Consider the following 14,917-nt stretch of genomic DNA (forward strand, 5'->3'; position numbering starts at 1 on the left):
AACGGCCGCTTTAGAGGCAAGTTAAACTTTATCCATCTTGCGAATTTGTGCGCTGAAGATTCTGATTTTGCAGTGTTTTACGTATAAAAAAGCCGCACTAGGCGGCTTTTTTATCGGTAAACAATCGAGTATGGCGATACCAAGACTTAGATGTATTGCACCGAAATAATTTCGTAATCGGTCAAACCACCAGGGGTTGCGATCGACACTTCATCACCTTCATTCTTGCCCACTAAACCACGGGCAATCGGAGAGTTAACTGAAATCAGGTTTTCTTTGATGTTAGCTTCATCGTCGCCCACGATACGGTAAGTCACTTCCGCATCGGTATCCAGATTAAGGATAGTCACAGTGGTACCAAAAATGATACGACCATTGTTCGCCATCTTAGTCACGTCGATGATCTGCGCGTTAGAAAGTTTGCCTTCAATGTCACGAATACGCGCTTCACAGATCCCTTGCTCTTCACGGGCTGCATGATATTCCGCGTTTTCCTTTAGATCGCCTAACTCTCTCGCTGAGGCAATCGCTTCAGTGATTTTCGGGCGACGTTCAAACTTGAGCATATCTAACTCTTTACGCAGCTGTTCTGCACCGACAACTGTCATAGGAACCTTAGTCATAACTTCTTTCGTCTCCTTTAAAACAAAAGCAACCCGTGCCGACGCTAAAGGTCAACACAGTAAAATCAGGGTGGAATTGCGCTATTCTAATCGTTATGCGCTTGGGATGCATCAAGAACTATGCACCAGTGCAGCTTACTGAAGCTCAGGCTCAGATGCTAGTGCCAAAGTATAATAGTGCGAACTTAAGTAGGATAAAACAAAATGCCCACAAACGAACTTGTGGGCATTGCTAAGAAGGAGCATTAAAGCCTGCGCTTATTCAAGCCCAGCTTCGAAGGTCAAAAAGATTTCGCTAACTGTTTTATCGGCAAGCGATTTATCAGGACTTGGACGTTCGATTGAAGCATGCAGCAGATAACGACCAGCAGCGGGCAGCGTCATCGCCACTTTACCTTCTTTATCCGAAGTTAAACTGATTTCTTCCGGCTTGTTACGGTACAGGCTGCCATCCTTCATGATTGCCACACTCACGCCTTCAACAGGCTTACCATCATAAACAAACTGCAATGTTGCGGGTTCATTTTCAACGATATCAGCGGGATGGGTAATAGGCACCAATTCCAAGTATTCCCCCTTCGGCGCTAATACCTTATCGGTGGGTTTGTTGCGGGTCACATAGGTTTCGACCCGTGCCACATTCAATGAGCCTTTAAGCTCATAGGCATCCTTTGGCATCACGGCCGCTGTCGCTTTTTTATCGAGTCGACTGCGAACCATGCCTTCTTTACCTTTGATTTTGTAAACAGAAAAGTATCTCGGCGTGACTTCCTTTTCAAATTTATAGGTACCGTCTTGCAGTAATTGCACATCGAACACCGATTTACGACCGCCAGTGTAGCTTGAACTTGGGGAGCTTGGCTTACCATCGGGTAAGTACACTCGCACATCGCTGGCGGTCACCGGTTTATCGTACATAAACACTTGGTTACTGGCGGACACATCAGATGTGATCCACACCGCCTCTTGGCTTTCGGCCGAGACGTTATAGTGGCTAGGTAAAATCCAGCGGTCATGGCTGCTCGCCAATGGGCTGATGCAGAGCGCGCTAACTAAGGCAAGTAAACGTAGTTTCATCTTCATATCCTTTTCAGTAAAGTGCAGGGCTTAGCGAGTCATACCGCTCAAGCGAATATCAATCACGCCAGTTTCAGTGGTTGCTGGTAGCTGGGCGGTAAAATCCCCCGCCGTTAAATCAATATTTTGTCTCACGAGGTCACGCCCGCCGTGCTCGCGCACCACTTCGATAAACACTGTGTAGGAGGCTGGCGTCAGCGGTTTACCCGCATCATCCGTTAAGTCCCAATCAATTTTGTAATGGCCTGCAGGCTTGGTCGCCGAGGCGATACCGTCGACAAAGCTCATGTCTTCGCGCCCCGCCTTTCGCCACCAACGGCGAATGTCCTTGAGCCATTTATGGCCCTCGTCCCATACCCATAGGCTTATGGTTTTAACGGTTTGGCCCTTGCTATCCTCAACCCACACCGCCACATAGGGTCTGTGATACTGGCCCTCGGTAATTTCTGGCAAGGTCAGATCAACGGTCATTTTCGGCGCGGCAAATACCGCTGAACTCACAAACAACGCACCGACGGCGCTGGTGCGAATAAGCTGACGCATCATTAATCGGTTCTCCCTATGGAACAAAATAGACATACACAAGTGCACAGCCTGAACTGACGAGCACCATATAAAACAAGGATTTTTTAAGTCGCTTCGTTTGAGGCAGCAGCAAATAGGCGCCGGTGAGCGAAAAGAGAATAATCAACAAGGCGCAAAGATCTAACACCCAAGCCCATACCGTTCCTGTATTGCGCCCCTTGTGCAGATCGTTGAGCACCGCAACAACGCCATAATCTAAGGTCTCAACATAGGCTTTGCCGTCGAGCAGATCTAAGGTGATGGTGCGATAGGTGCCAGGGCCTTTATTTACTAGGCTTATCTCATCCTCATCGATATCGGCAGTGCCAATATCCATATCCCATTGGCTTTTTAACCAATGCCCCGCCGCTAAACGCCATTCAGGCTCCTGCGGCGCAGCTGGTATTAAATAATTAGGAATATCAAACTGTTCACGTCGCGGTTCTTGATCCGCTGAAGAAAACCAATTGGGATGGTTTAAAGTGATCCCGGTTACGGCAAAAAACAGCATTAACAGCAGCAGTGCCATAGAGACATAAACATGAATAGTCCGAGCGAAGGAAAGCGATGATTTACTAACTTTTAATTTCAATGACTGACTCTCAAGAAGGGATATTAGGCGAGCGCCTAAATCGCCACCAACCGTTGGCTAATAGCCTGTATTAACGAAAGTTAATGGGATAGAGAGTAAATGATATTTATTATCAACAAAACCCAACTTTACATTCTTTACATCATAAGTACGGTATAACGGCAACGTTGATGGGAAATATCGCAAACTCGCAGAGCGAGAAACGAGGAGGAGAAAACAGAAATAATTGTAAAACCAATACAAATTCAATTAGATAAAACTTAACCTTTTACCCTCTAATCCCTGTAAAAATTTACTTATTCACCCCTCTCGTTTACAGAATCGCAATCGGCTACAATCCGCCGCCGGCGACTTGCTGGTACTTCCAAAGGAAATATCATCTTGAGTACAACTCTGCTCAAAAAAATGCGTTGCCTACACATTATCTGGCTCGCACTAATGCTTAATGCCTGTGTTGCCCCACTGCTATTGATGTCACCCCAAGGCCAACTCATGTGGGCACTGCTAAAACCCCTTGTCGGATTAAATCCAAATGACGTGGGGCTGTTCGAACAGCCACTGATTAAAGATCGGATGAAAGCTCTGCTCGGAGACAACTACGAGACCACGGTATCGCTGCTGAAAACCGCCGATAAAATCCAGCAGGAAGGTCCACTGTTTTATATGGTATCGACCTATACGCCAGTGCCGGAAATGGCCGAAAAAGCAGGCTTTGTGTGGAACTCAGAAACCAACCAAATGGCGGTGATGTTGCTTACGGGTGGATCGCCAAAAATTATCTCTGAGCAATTTACCGATCAGGCTGAGAAACTGGTACCAAGCTGGCCTAAAGAACTGGCTGACTACACAGATCCGCAAAAACTACAGCAAAAGGCGATAGATGCAGGCACGGAGAAACTGCAAGAACAAGTTCCAGCGGCCGCACCCCTGAAAGCGGTTGCCACAGGCGATGTAAAAGCGACACAGGAAGCAGTGCTTGAAAAGGCGGTGAGCGAAGTCGTAGCCCCCACGCCAGTAAAAGAAGTTAAACCCGTTCAATAATAACTAATCAACGCTCGGCGAACGTTTTAGTCGCATTTCACTTTTGTCGGTGTCAGCCACAGTGCTTATTAAGCACTGTGGCTTTTTTATCTCGGTGACACCCCCATTCCCAAAGCGTCTCTTAGCCCTTAGTCATTCGCACATAGCCAAATAAAGCCATAACACGCGAGTAATAGAGCAGAAGATTGAAAGATAACGAAGTAATAAGGGAGTGACTCGATAAGCACATCACAAAAGACAGAAAGCAAAAAGCCCGTCGTAGGACGGGCTTTTTAACTATGGCTGGGGTACTAGGATTCGAACCTAGGTATGCCGGGATCAAAACCCGGTGCCTTACCGCTTGGCGATACCCCAATTAACTTGTTTCACTTTGATGGTACGGGAAGAGAGACTTGAACTCTCACACCTCGCGGCACCAGAACCTAAATCTGGCGTGTCTACCAATTTCACCATTCCCGCATCAAAATGTACCAGATTGGCAAACAAAGGCGTCTCTGGATTTTTACCAGATAAATCAAATTGATTTAACGTGGATTTAAATATGGTAGCAATGGCGGGACTTGAACCTGCGACCCCAGCATTATGAGTGCTGTGCTCTAACCAGCTGAGCTACATTGCCATGGCTGGGGTACTAGGATTCGAACCTAGGTATGCCGGGATCAAAACCCGGTGCCTTACCGCTTGGCGATACCCCAAAAACTGAGAAACATGAAATGATGGCTGGGGTACTAGGATTCGAACCTAGGTATGCCGGGATCAAAACCCGGTGCCTTACCGCTTGGCGATACCCCATCACTAACTTGTTTCATACATCCGCTTACGCCGATGTTTAAAAATAATGGTACGGGAAGAGAGACTTGAACTCTCACACCTTTCGGCACCAGAACCTAAATCTGGCGTGTCTACCAATTTCACCATTCCCGCACTGCTTCAAGTTGACATCCTGAATTGATGCTAGCAAACGCTAGTATAACGAAATGGTAGCAATGGCGGGACTTGAACCTGCGACCCCAGCATTATGAGTGCTGTGCTCTAACCAGCTGAGCTACATTGCCACTTCGTTATTGCGTGCCCCTCGTAGCGAGGAACGGGGCGTATTATGCTTATTCGAGGTATCGAGGTCAACAGCTTTTTTTCGCTATTTCCTTCGAGACAAACCGTTCGGCTATTACTTCACCAAACTGAGCAACAGATGCGCTAAATCGACCTCTGTTGCCCGTATTTTGCCTTACTTTCTAAAGCTTAGCCCTTTATCAAAGCTGTTATACGTTAAACAGGAAGTGCATGACATCGCCGTCTTGAACAATGTATGTCTTGCCTTCTACACGTAACTTACCCGCTTCTTTGGCGCCTGCTTCACCTTTATAGGTAATAAAGTCGTCAAATGCCATCACTTGAGCACGAATAAAGCCACGTTCGAAGTCGGTGTGGATAACACCCGCCGCTTGTGGTGCAGTCGCGCCGACAGAAACGGTCCAAGCGCGCACTTCTTTCACACCTGCGGTGAAGTAAGTTTGTAGGCTCAGCAATTGGTAACCTGCGCGGATCACGCGGTCTAACCCTGGCTCTTCTAACCCGAGGTCCGCCATAAACTCATCACGCTCTTCCGCCTCCATTTCAGCCAGTTCTGACTCAATGGCGGCACACACAGACACAACAATGGCGTTTTCTTTTTCAGCAATGGCACGCACTGCATCTAAATGTGGGTTGTTTTCGAAACCATCTTCAGCCACGTTAGCGATATACATGGTTGGCTTTAAGGTTAAGAAGTTTAAGTAAGCAACCGCTTCTAATTCTTCCTTAGACAGCTCCATAGAACGCAGCATATGGCCTTCATCGAGGATGGGGCGCATCTTCTCGAGAACATCCACTTCAAACTTAGCGTCTTTATCACCACCCTTAGCGCGTTTTTGTTGGCGGATCACCGCACGCTCTAAGCTGTCTAAGTCGGCTAATGCCAATTCAGTGTTGATGACTTCGATATCGCGCGCAGGGTCAACACGGTTAGCCACGTGGACAATGTTGTCATCTTCAAAGCAGCGCACCACGTGACCGATAGCATCGGTTTCGCGGATGTTGGCAAGGAACTTGTTACCTAGGCCTTCACCTTTAGACGCGCCCGCCACTAGACCAGCAATATCCACGAATTCCATCGTGGTTGGCAGTACACGTTGCGGATTTACAATCGCCGCCAGCGCGTCTAAGCGTGGATCCGGCACAGGTACAACGCCAGTGTTTGGCTCGATGGTACAAAACGGGAAGTTTGCCGCTTCGATGCCAGCCTTAGTTAACGCATTAAAAAGCGTTGATTTACCTACGTTAGGAAGACCAACAATGCCGCATTTAAAACCCATATTCTTACCTTTCTCTCGATGATAGGCTGGCGAGTCACACTCACCAGCAAGTTTATAGTCAGCCTGCCCTTAGGCAGTACATTGATTAATTCTATTGTCCTTGTGTTCGCCGTCCTTTTCGCAGGCCGCGAGCACAGGACTTACTCCGCTTTAAAGGAGTGTAAGCGAGTCATGGCTTTCACCATGTCCTCTTTAAATAGCACTTCAGTGGAGCGTACAGCTTCATCTACGGCGGCGTTGATCAGCTCTTGTTCTTTGGCTGGCGCCTTACCCAGTACGTAACCACTTACTTTATTCTTATCGCCAGGATGGCCAATCCCAATCCGTAAACGGTAGAAGTTTTTATCATTAGCCAGTTTAGCAATAATGTCTTTTAAACCGTTATGGCCACCATGACCGCCACCGAGTTTAAATTTAGCCACACCTGGCGGCATATCCAACTCATCGTGGGCCACTAGAATTTCTTCAGGCGTAATACGGAAGAAATTCGCTAAGGCCCCCACGGCTTTGCCGCTTAAGTTCATATAGGTGGTTGGGATCAGCAAACGCACATCTTTGCCATGCAATACGGCTCTGGCGGTGAGGCCAAAATACTTGCTATCCGGCACTAAGCTGACGCCACAGATGCGGGCCAATTCTTCCACATACCAAGCGCCCGCATTATGGCGAGTCTGCGCATATTCGGCGCCAGGATTGGCAAGACCTACGATTAATTTAATTTCGCTCATGACACTCACTAATGGCACTCAATACTGCGTTAATTGGTCGATGGCAAAGCGCACATGGACGACCATCTTGAGTTAATAATGCCGCTTATGCTCGTTAAAAACGCGGCATTTTAGCACTCAATGCGTAAGTCAACAAATGCCAAGTGAGTCAGCACTCACGATGTGGCCTAATTGAGCCCCATCGCATACTTCAGCACGGTTCGCTTGATGGGAGAATTAATATTGGCCAGTTTTAACGCGAAGTTACGCAGTAATTTTAGTGGCAGAATGTCGTTACTAAAGCCTGCGTAAAACACATCCATGGTCGTCATCATCAGCTGATTATCGCGATAACGTTTAGCTTGATAGGCATTTAATACCTCGGTGGACCACCAAGGTTTATCCTCGATTAATGCAGTCTTGATGACCGCCAGTAAGGCCTCGACATCTTTAAAGCCGAGATTAACCCCTTGGCCCGCCAACGGGTTAATGGTGTGCGCAGCATCCCCTAAAATCACCACATTCGGCTTAAAATAGGCATTCGCGTGGCGGCGCGTGAGGGCAAAGCTGCCTTTGGCTTCGACAGTAAAGTCACTGTCTAAGCGAGCAGGGAAATGCTGGCGGATTTGGTCGGCAAGCTGCTTATGATTGAGCTGCATTAACTGTTTAATGCGATTGGCATCGTCATACCAGACTAATGACGCATGATTGCCGGGTAGAGGTAATAACGAGCGCGGGCCGTTAGGGGTAAATTGTTGCCAAGTGACATCTTGCTGGCCTTGGGCGGTTTGGATATTAATCAGCATCGCCGATTGGGCATAGTCCCACCCCGAAATGCCAATTCCCGCCCATTGGCGCACCTGCGAGTTGGCGCCATCGGCCCCGATGAGCAGCTTTGCCTCAAGCTGAATACCGGATTGTAAGTGCACACTCACACCGTCTGCGAGGCGCGAAAATGTCGCCACACGCTCGGGGCAAAACAATTTAATCGCATCCCATTGCTGCATTTGCTCCCACAGGGCGAGTTGCACCAAACGGTTTTCAACAATATGCCCTAAATGGCTCGCGCCAATTTGTGAGCTATGGAATTGAGTAATGCAGCCATCAAACTCCCAGGTTTCTAAGCCCAGATAAGGCACATTACGCATGTTAAGCAGACTCTCGAGTGCGCCTAACTGCTCGAGTAGCTGTTCGGAGGCCACGCTTATCGCCGACACGCGCACATCTAATGCCTGCTCGGGGGAATAAGCCTCGGGGGCAAATGATTCAATCACCGCCACCTGCAAGCCTTGCTTCGCCAACCCGATAGCCGTTGCCGCGCCCACCATACCGCCACCGACAAGGATCACATCAAATAGCTGAGTAGCTGTGGTTGTCTGGCTTGGTTGCTGTGTTTGGCTTATCGCTTGGCTCATCTTAGTTACCACTCTTTAGAATTCTTTCCATTTATCTGACGCACTTTACTCTTAGCAGAGCTCGAACTTAAGCCTCAAGCTTAAAGCGCATCAATCTGATCACGGGCATTGTATCAAAAGCATGTCAATTTCAGCTCAAAGGTGAGCAAATGTTGCTAGGGGCGCATTTGCTCACAGTTGCTTACAAAGGCAAGTTTTCAGCCTTGGCAAAGCCACTACACTCTAAGGCAACCCCGCGGGGATCTCAGGCGGTCTGCGGGATAAGCCGATTAGCTTCTCACTTAGCGAGCCCTAGCCGTTCGGGACGAGTTACCAGTGAATCCACTTAATAGAGTTAGTGAGGATGTCATGAAAACACTCATCCACTTGCAGATAGCCAGTAGTCTACTGATTTGCAGCGCGATCCCATTTAGTCATGCCCTGGCGGCAACGCCCGTGATGGAAACCATCACAGTCAGTTACCGCGACCCGCTCGATTATGCCCTATATCTACATACCACGGAAATGTTGAGCGTATTTCGACTCGAAATCCGTGAAGACATTAGCATTCAAGCCCGTAATAGCTTGTTAGAAATGGCAAATACGGCTCAATTTAGCCAGCCATCCCTAGCACAAAACCCGTCAGCCGAGATAAACCTAGCTTCTTTGTGGGTATCACAATCTCAGGGGATTAGCGAGTAAAAATGTGGACAAAGCTGGTCAGCAGCCATAACTGCGGGTAAAATGTCGCGCTATTTTTACTGGGCGGCCAGATTTGTCTGTAACAGGGCAAAGGCAGCTTGGGCACATATTTACTGGGCAGCGTAGGGCAACACAACTGATGAGCAAAAAACTCCATATTAAAACTTGGGGCTGTCAAATGAATGAGTATGACTCATCCAAGATGGCGGATCTTTTAGGCGAATACCAAGGTTACACCTTGACTGAAGAAGCAGAAGAAGCGGACATTCTACTGCTAAACACTTGTTCTATCCGCGAGAAAGCGCAGGAAAAGGTGTTCCATCAGTTAGGTCGTTGGAAAACCCTTAAAGATAAAAATCCCGCTCTGATCATTGGTGTGGGTGGTTGTGTTGCATCGCAGGAAGGTAAGGCGATCAAAGACCGTGCTCAATGCGTCGACATCATTTTTGGACCACAGACACTGCACCGTCTGCCGGATATGATCGACCAAGTTCGTCGTGGCGAAAAGGCCGTAATCGACGTGAGCTTCCCTGAAATCGAAAAATTTGACCGTCTACCAGAACCGCGCGCCGAAGGCCCAACGGCGTTTGTGTCTATCATGGAAGGTTGCAGCAAGTACTGTTCATTCTGCGTGGTACCTTATACCCGTGGTGAAGAAGTCAGCCGTCCATCGGACGACATCATCCTCGAGATTGCCCAACTGGCAGAACAAGGTGTGCGCGAAGTCAACCTGCTCGGTCAAAACGTTAACGCTTACCGTGGTGCAACCCACGACGGCGGGATCTGTACCTTTGCCGAGCTATTACGCTATGTCGCCGCTATCGATGGTATCGACCGTATTCGCTTCACCACCAGTCACCCGATTGAATTTACGCAGGACATTATCGACGTTTACGAAGATACTCCTGAATTAGTCAGCTTCCTGCACTTACCAGTGCAATCCGGTTCTGACCGCATTCTGACGGCAATGAAGCGTGGCCATATGGCGATTGAGTACAAGTCAATCATCCGCCGTCTGCGTAAGGCTCGTCCAGATATCCAAATCAGCTCAGACTTTATTATTGGCTTCCCAGGCGAAACCAAAGAAGACTTCGCCGATACTATGAAACTGATTGAAGATGTGGCGTTTGACCACAGCTTTAGCTTTATCTACAGTGCGCGCCCTGGTACTCCTGCGGCAGATTTACCCGATGACGTTGATATGGAAGAGAAAAAACAACGTCTGGCGATTCTGCAAGACCGTATCACTCAACAAGCCATGCGTTACAGCCGCCATATGATGGGCACAGTACAACGTATTCTGGTTGAAGGCCCATCGGTGAAAAACCCTATGGAGCTGCGCGGTCGTACCGAAAACAACCGTGTCGTCAACTTCGAAGGCCTGCCAAAGCACATCGGTAGCTTTGTGGATGTCGAAATTGTCGACGTTTACACTAACTCACTGCGCGGTAAATTTATCCGCGGTGAAGATGAAATGGATCTGCGCCGCAACCTGCGCCCATCGGATATTCTGGCCAAACACAAACAGGATGACGATCTCGGTGTGACACAATTTAAACCTTAAGGGTTTAAAATTTAGCGAGCAGCACCTATATCAGGGCGACATGGTTAGTTAACCTCAGTGTCGCCCTTTTTGTTTTGTGGGCTTTTGCCTTCTATAGAGCAGCTATTCAAAACCCTTGGGCTTAACGATTTTCCGTTAGCAATTATCCGCTATGGCTCGTAAACTGAGATTATCTTCTGATTAGAGACTGCGATAGCAAACAGGCATCGCACTAGGCTTTTTACTCAGCACTTTGCTTGGTATTTGACAATAGGAGTACTATTTGTCCAGTAAATTAACCACAATGAATCTGTATCTCGAACCCGCAGAAACCCGCCGTTTGGCCTCGCTGTGCGGTCCCTTCGATGACAATATCAAACAGATTGAGCGTCGCGTTGGCGTTGAGATAGTCCGTAAAAACAACCATTTTCAAATTACCGGACTGCCACGTAACTGTTTAAGTGCTAATAACTTACTTAAGCAGCTCTATATCGAAACCCAAACGGTCAAGGGCAGCACGCCGGATCTCGATCCAGAACAAGTGCACTTGGCAATCCAAGAAGCCATCGCCTTAGAGCAGGACGACAGCGGTGACGATAAAGCCTTATTTATCAAAACCCGCCGTGGTGTGATTAAACCGCGTAACCCCAACCAAAGCACCTATGTGGCCAATATTGTTCGCCACGATATTACCTTTGGTATTGGCCCTGCGGGAACGGGTAAAACCTATTTAGCAGTGGCCGCCGCCGTTGATGCATTAGAGCGTCAAGAAGTGCGCCGGATTCTGCTCACCCGCCCCGCGGTTGAAGCAGGCGAAAAACTCGGCTTCTTACCCGGCGATTTAAGCCAGAAAGTCGACCCTTACCTGCGCCCACTTTATGATGCCTTGTTCGAAATGCTCGGCTTTGAAAAGGTGGAACGCTTAATAGAGAAAAACGTCATCGAAGTGGCGCCACTCGCCTATATGCGTGGTCGCACCCTAAACGATGCCTTTATTATTCTCGATGAGAGCCAAAACACCACGGTCGAACAGATGAAGATGTTCTTAACCCGTATTGGCTTTAACTCACGCGCGGTGATCACGGGCGACATCACCCAGACAGACTTACCCAAACATGTTAAGTCGGGTCTGCGCCACGCTATTGAAGTCCTGAGCCAAGTTGAGGAAATCAGCTTTAACTTCTTCGTGTCCCAAGACGTAGTGCGTCACCCAGTGGTTGCTCGGATTGTCGAAGCCTATGATGCTTACGATCGTAAAGAGCAGGCATTAAAGGCCGAAAAAGAGCGCCGCGACTATCAACAAGCGCACCCACAAACGCAACCGGAAGTTTTAAAGCATGAGTCTTGATTTAGCCTTAGATGTGCAATACGCCACGGCGAGTGACTATCTGCCGAGCGAAGAGCAGTTTGCCCTCTGGGTAAAAACCGCCATTGGTAACAGCATGGAACAGGCGGAGCTGACCATCCGCATCGTCGATGCCCGTGAAAGCCAAATGCTAAACAGCACCTACAGAGGCAAAGACAAACCCACCAATGTGTTGTCGTTTCCCTTTGAAGCACCGCCAGAAATTGAACTTCCACTGCTTGGAGATCTTGTCATTTGTGCCGCAGTCGTTGAAAATGAAGCGCGTGAACAAGATAAAACCCTAGAAGCCCATTGGGCACACATGGTTGTACATGGTTGCCTGCATCTGCTAGGTTATGATCACATTGAAGACGAAGAAGCCGAAGAGATGGAGTCGTTAGAGACTCAACTCATTGAAAGCTTAGGTTTTACTGACCCATATAAGGAACAATAATTAACCGCAGTGCCAAGCATCAAGGTTAATGAGAAAACTATGAGTGACGATATCCCCCCGAGTACGAGCGCCCAAAAGAAAGGCTGGTTTGACAGAGTAAGTCAGTTATTTCAGGGCGAACCTCAAAATCGCGAAGACTTAGTCGATGTGATTGATGGCGCAGAGCAGCGCGAGTTAATCACCGAAGACACCCGCGAAATGATCAAAGGTGTATTAGAAGTTTCTGATATGCGTGTTCGGGATATTATGATCCCACGAGCTCAAATTGTCGCGATTCAAATCGACAATACTGTCGAAGAATTGCTCGCAACGGTTATCGGTTCAGGCCATTCTCGCTTCCCTGTGGTGAACGAAGATAAGGACCATATCGAAGGCATTCTACTGGCTAAAGATTTGATCCCTTATGGTTTCTCAAACAGTGAAGACCCCTTCTCTCTTGAGCGCGTGATCCGCCCCGCCGTCGTTGTGCCTGAGAGCAAACGCGTCGACGTGTTACTCAAAGAATTCCGCTCCCAGCGTTACCATATGGCGATTGTCGTCGACGAATACGGCGGAGTATCGGGTCTGGTGACCATTGAAGATATTCTCGAAGAAATCGTCGGTGAGATTGAAGACGAATTCGACCACGATAGCCCTGAAGATACTGAGATCCGCAAAGTCGGTAACACTGTCTACATGGTTAAAGCGTTGACGCCTATCGAGGATTTTAACGAAGAATTCAACACTCACTTCAGCGATGAAGAGTTTGATACCGTCGGTGGTTTAGTATCCCATGCCTTTGGTCATCTGCCAGAGCGTAATGAGAGCATTATGATCGAAGGTATTGAATTTAAAATCATCAATGCCGATACCAGACGCTTAATCCAACTCAGAGTTAAACTCCCCGACCCCAATGTCGGTGAAGACGTAGAATAACCCTCTGCGTAAGAATAACGCTCAGTGTAAGAAGAATTATCCGTGCTAACTAAGATTCGGGCTTTTGCCCAACAAAAGTCCCGACTGAGCGCGTTACGGCTCGTGCTGGCGTTTATTTTAGGCGCCAGTACGGCGCTTTCCTTTGCCCCCTATTCCTTGTGGATTATCTATCCCGTCGCCATGGCCTTAGCCCTGTGGCTGAGTGGCTCCTTGGGTTCTAAAGTCAGCTTCTTCCATTGGTTAAGCTTTGGTTTTGGCTGTTTCGCCGTTGGGATCAGTTGGGTGCATGTCAGTATGGACACCTTCGGTGGCCTCCCCTTAGCCGCGTCAGTGGGGCTAATGGCGCTGTTAGCCCTCTATTTAGCCCTCTATCCGGCCTTAACGGGTCTCGGTTTAGCGTGGTTGACCCGCGCTAATACGCCCTCGTTATGGCGCAATCTATTACTCTTCCCCGCGCTTTGGGTCTTAACCGAATGGGCCAGAGGCTGGGTGATGACGGGGTTTCCCTGGATCTGGGCCGGCTACTCCCAAACCCAAGGTCCATTAAAGGAACTCGCGAGTATCATTGGCGCCTTGGGACTCAGTTTCTTAATTGCGATGCTCGCGGGCGCCTTAGCTCTGTGTTTTAGCAAGCGCTACAAAAGCCTGTTGATTTTACTGCCCATCATCGCAGCTGCGGCCTGGGTTGCCCCAAAGCTAACGCAAATAAAGCCAACAGGCGAGTCAGTTAAAGTTGCCTTGGTACAGGGGAATATCCCCCAGAGTATGAAATGGGAACCCGAGGCGCTCTGGCCAACCCTATTGAAATACATGGATTTATCCCGTGAGCACTTTGACGCTGATATTATCGTCTGGCCAGAAGCCGCGATCCCAGCGCCAGAATCTATGGTGCAAGACTTTTTGGATAATGCTAACAAGGTCGCCAACCTTAACCACACTTCAATCATTACGGGGATTATTAGCCGTCAACAGGACGAGTTTTATAACTCTTTGATAGTGCTAGGTAACCATAATCAGAAGCAGCAAGAAACGCCCGATTATGAGAGCGATGGCAGCAACCAGTTTAAGAAACATCATCTGCTGCCTATCGGTGAGTTTGTGCCCTTTGAAGCCTTACTGCGCCCGATTGCGCCTTTCTTCAATCTGCCCATGTCCTCCTTCGCACGGGGCGATTATCAACAGCCGAATTTGAGCGCCGTAGGCCATAAAATTGCTCCGGCAATTTGTTATGAAATCGCCTTCCCAGAGCAGCTGCGTGACAGTGTTAACCTCGGCACCGATCTGCTATTAACCGTATCGAATGATGCGTGGTTTGGCACCTCAAATGGCCCGTTGCAGCATATGGAAATCGCCCAAATGCGCGCCATCGAATTGGGCCGCCCTCTAGTGCGCGCCACCAATAATGGCGTGACCGCGGTTGTCGATGAGAATGGCAATATCACAGCCGCACTGCCGCAATTTGAAACGGGTGTGCTGAGCGCGACGATTCCACTAGTCACAGGCCAAACCTGGTTTGCCAAAATCGGCCAAACGCCGCTGCTACTGCTCTGTGCTGCGCTCCTGTTACTCGGTTTTATTCGTCGTAAAAAACAGCAATAGAATTTGA

14 protein-coding genes and 7 tRNA genes are annotated in these 14,917 nt (G+C 48.5%); 7 read left to right on the forward strand and 14 right to left on the reverse strand.

Going from position 1 to position 14,917, the window contains the following annotated elements; genetic code table 11:
* Positions 1–146: 146 nt before the first annotated feature.
* The 4 genes from greA to B5P39_RS06470 all read right to left on the reverse strand — a co-directional run bounded on the left by greA (position 147) and on the right by B5P39_RS06470 (position 2,856).
* Entirely contained in the window at positions 147–623 is a 477-nt protein-coding gene (gene greA / locus B5P39_RS06455; RefSeq protein ID WP_011621805.1) for a transcription elongation factor GreA, read from the reverse strand.
* Between the two features lie 258 nt (positions 624–881).
* The gene (locus tag B5P39_RS06460; protein WP_088210882.1) at positions 882–1,700 is read right to left on the reverse strand and encodes a DUF4198 domain-containing protein; all 819 of its coding nucleotides are present in this window, start codon (positions 1,698–1,700) and stop codon (positions 882–884) included.
* Between the two features lie 30 nt (positions 1,701–1,730).
* The gene (locus B5P39_RS06465; RefSeq protein WP_176399884.1) at positions 1,731–2,243 is read right to left on the reverse strand and encodes a DUF2271 domain-containing protein; all 513 of its coding nucleotides are present in this window, start codon (positions 2,241–2,243) and stop codon (positions 1,731–1,733) included.
* A gap of 16 nt (positions 2,244–2,259) precedes the next feature.
* On the reverse strand, positions 2,260–2,856 hold the full coding sequence (locus tag B5P39_RS06470) for a PepSY-associated TM helix domain-containing protein (RefSeq protein WP_088210884.1): 597 nt from the start codon (positions 2,854–2,856) through the stop codon (positions 2,260–2,262).
* Between the two features lie 405 nt (positions 2,857–3,261).
* Between B5P39_RS06470 and B5P39_RS06475 the strand changes: the two genes are divergently transcribed.
* Positions 3,262–3,897 (forward strand): hypothetical protein, encoded by a 636-nt coding sequence (locus B5P39_RS06475; RefSeq protein ID WP_176399885.1) that lies wholly within the window; start codon positions 3,262–3,264, stop codon positions 3,895–3,897.
* A 279-nt stretch (positions 3,898–4,176) separates the two neighbouring features.
* Here B5P39_RS06475 and B5P39_RS06480 read toward each other — a convergent pair.
* The 10 genes from B5P39_RS06480 to B5P39_RS06525 form a co-directional block, all read right to left on the reverse strand.
* Positions 4,177–4,251 (reverse strand) — tRNA-Gln (locus B5P39_RS06480).
* Between the two features lie 20 nt (positions 4,252–4,271).
* Positions 4,272–4,356, reverse strand: a tRNA-Leu gene (locus B5P39_RS06485).
* Between the two features lie 83 nt (positions 4,357–4,439).
* Positions 4,440–4,516: transfer RNA gene (locus tag B5P39_RS06490), tRNA-Met, on the reverse strand.
* Position 4,517: 1 nt separating this feature from the next.
* A tRNA-Gln gene (locus B5P39_RS06495) sits at positions 4,518–4,592 on the reverse strand.
* 22 nt (positions 4,593–4,614) lie between these two features.
* Positions 4,615–4,689, reverse strand: a tRNA-Gln gene (locus B5P39_RS06500).
* 47 nt (positions 4,690–4,736) lie between these two features.
* Positions 4,737–4,821 (reverse strand) — tRNA-Leu (locus B5P39_RS06505).
* A gap of 54 nt (positions 4,822–4,875) precedes the next feature.
* Positions 4,876–4,952: transfer RNA gene (locus tag B5P39_RS06510), tRNA-Met, on the reverse strand.
* 207 nt (positions 4,953–5,159) lie between these two features.
* A complete protein-coding gene (gene ychF, locus B5P39_RS06515; protein ID WP_011621800.1) occupies positions 5,160–6,251 on the reverse strand; it encodes a redox-regulated ATPase YchF in 1,092 nt (363 codons plus the stop codon).
* 140 nt (positions 6,252–6,391) lie between these two features.
* Positions 6,392–6,979, reverse strand: coding sequence for an aminoacyl-tRNA hydrolase (gene pth / locus B5P39_RS06520; protein ID WP_011621799.1), 588 nt, complete (start codon positions 6,977–6,979; stop codon positions 6,392–6,394).
* A 167-nt stretch (positions 6,980–7,146) separates the two neighbouring features.
* Complete coding sequence (locus tag B5P39_RS06525; RefSeq protein WP_176399873.1) at positions 7,147–8,373, reverse strand: FAD-dependent monooxygenase; 1,227 nt, start codon at positions 8,371–8,373, stop codon at positions 7,147–7,149.
* A 348-nt stretch (positions 8,374–8,721) separates the two neighbouring features.
* Between B5P39_RS06525 and B5P39_RS06530 the strand changes: the two genes are divergently transcribed.
* From B5P39_RS06530 to lnt, 6 genes are all read left to right on the forward strand, one after another.
* The gene (locus B5P39_RS06530; RefSeq protein WP_088210886.1) at positions 8,722–9,054 is read left to right on the forward strand and encodes a hypothetical protein; all 333 of its coding nucleotides are present in this window, start codon (positions 8,722–8,724) and stop codon (positions 9,052–9,054) included.
* Between the two features lie 139 nt (positions 9,055–9,193).
* The gene (gene miaB / locus B5P39_RS06535; RefSeq protein ID WP_088210887.1) at positions 9,194–10,618 is read left to right on the forward strand and encodes a tRNA (N6-isopentenyl adenosine(37)-C2)-methylthiotransferase MiaB; all 1,425 of its coding nucleotides are present in this window, start codon (positions 9,194–9,196) and stop codon (positions 10,616–10,618) included.
* Positions 10,619–10,880: 262 nt separating this feature from the next.
* Complete coding sequence (locus B5P39_RS06540) at positions 10,881–11,945, forward strand: PhoH family protein (protein ID WP_088210888.1); 1,065 nt, start codon at positions 10,881–10,883, stop codon at positions 11,943–11,945.
* Complete coding sequence (gene ybeY, locus B5P39_RS06545) at positions 11,935–12,396, forward strand: rRNA maturation RNase YbeY (RefSeq protein WP_023268295.1); 462 nt, start codon at positions 11,935–11,937, stop codon at positions 12,394–12,396. The genes B5P39_RS06540 and ybeY overlap by 11 nt, the downstream gene beginning before the upstream one ends.
* Positions 12,397–12,435: 39 nt before the next feature.
* Positions 12,436–13,311 (forward strand): CNNM family magnesium/cobalt transport protein CorC, encoded by an 876-nt coding sequence (gene corC, locus B5P39_RS06550; protein WP_088210889.1) that lies wholly within the window; start codon positions 12,436–12,438, stop codon positions 13,309–13,311.
* 42 nt (positions 13,312–13,353) lie between these two features.
* Positions 13,354–14,910, forward strand: a complete 1,557-nt coding sequence (gene lnt / locus B5P39_RS06555) for an apolipoprotein N-acyltransferase (RefSeq protein ID WP_088210890.1) — start codon at positions 13,354–13,356, stop codon at positions 14,908–14,910.
* Positions 14,911–14,917 lie beyond the last annotated feature (7 nt).

Origin of the sequence: Shewanella sp. Shew256, assembly GCF_002196695.1 — a bacterium.
Classification (GTDB): Bacteria; Pseudomonadota; Gammaproteobacteria; order Enterobacterales; family Shewanellaceae; genus Shewanella; species Shewanella mangrovisoli.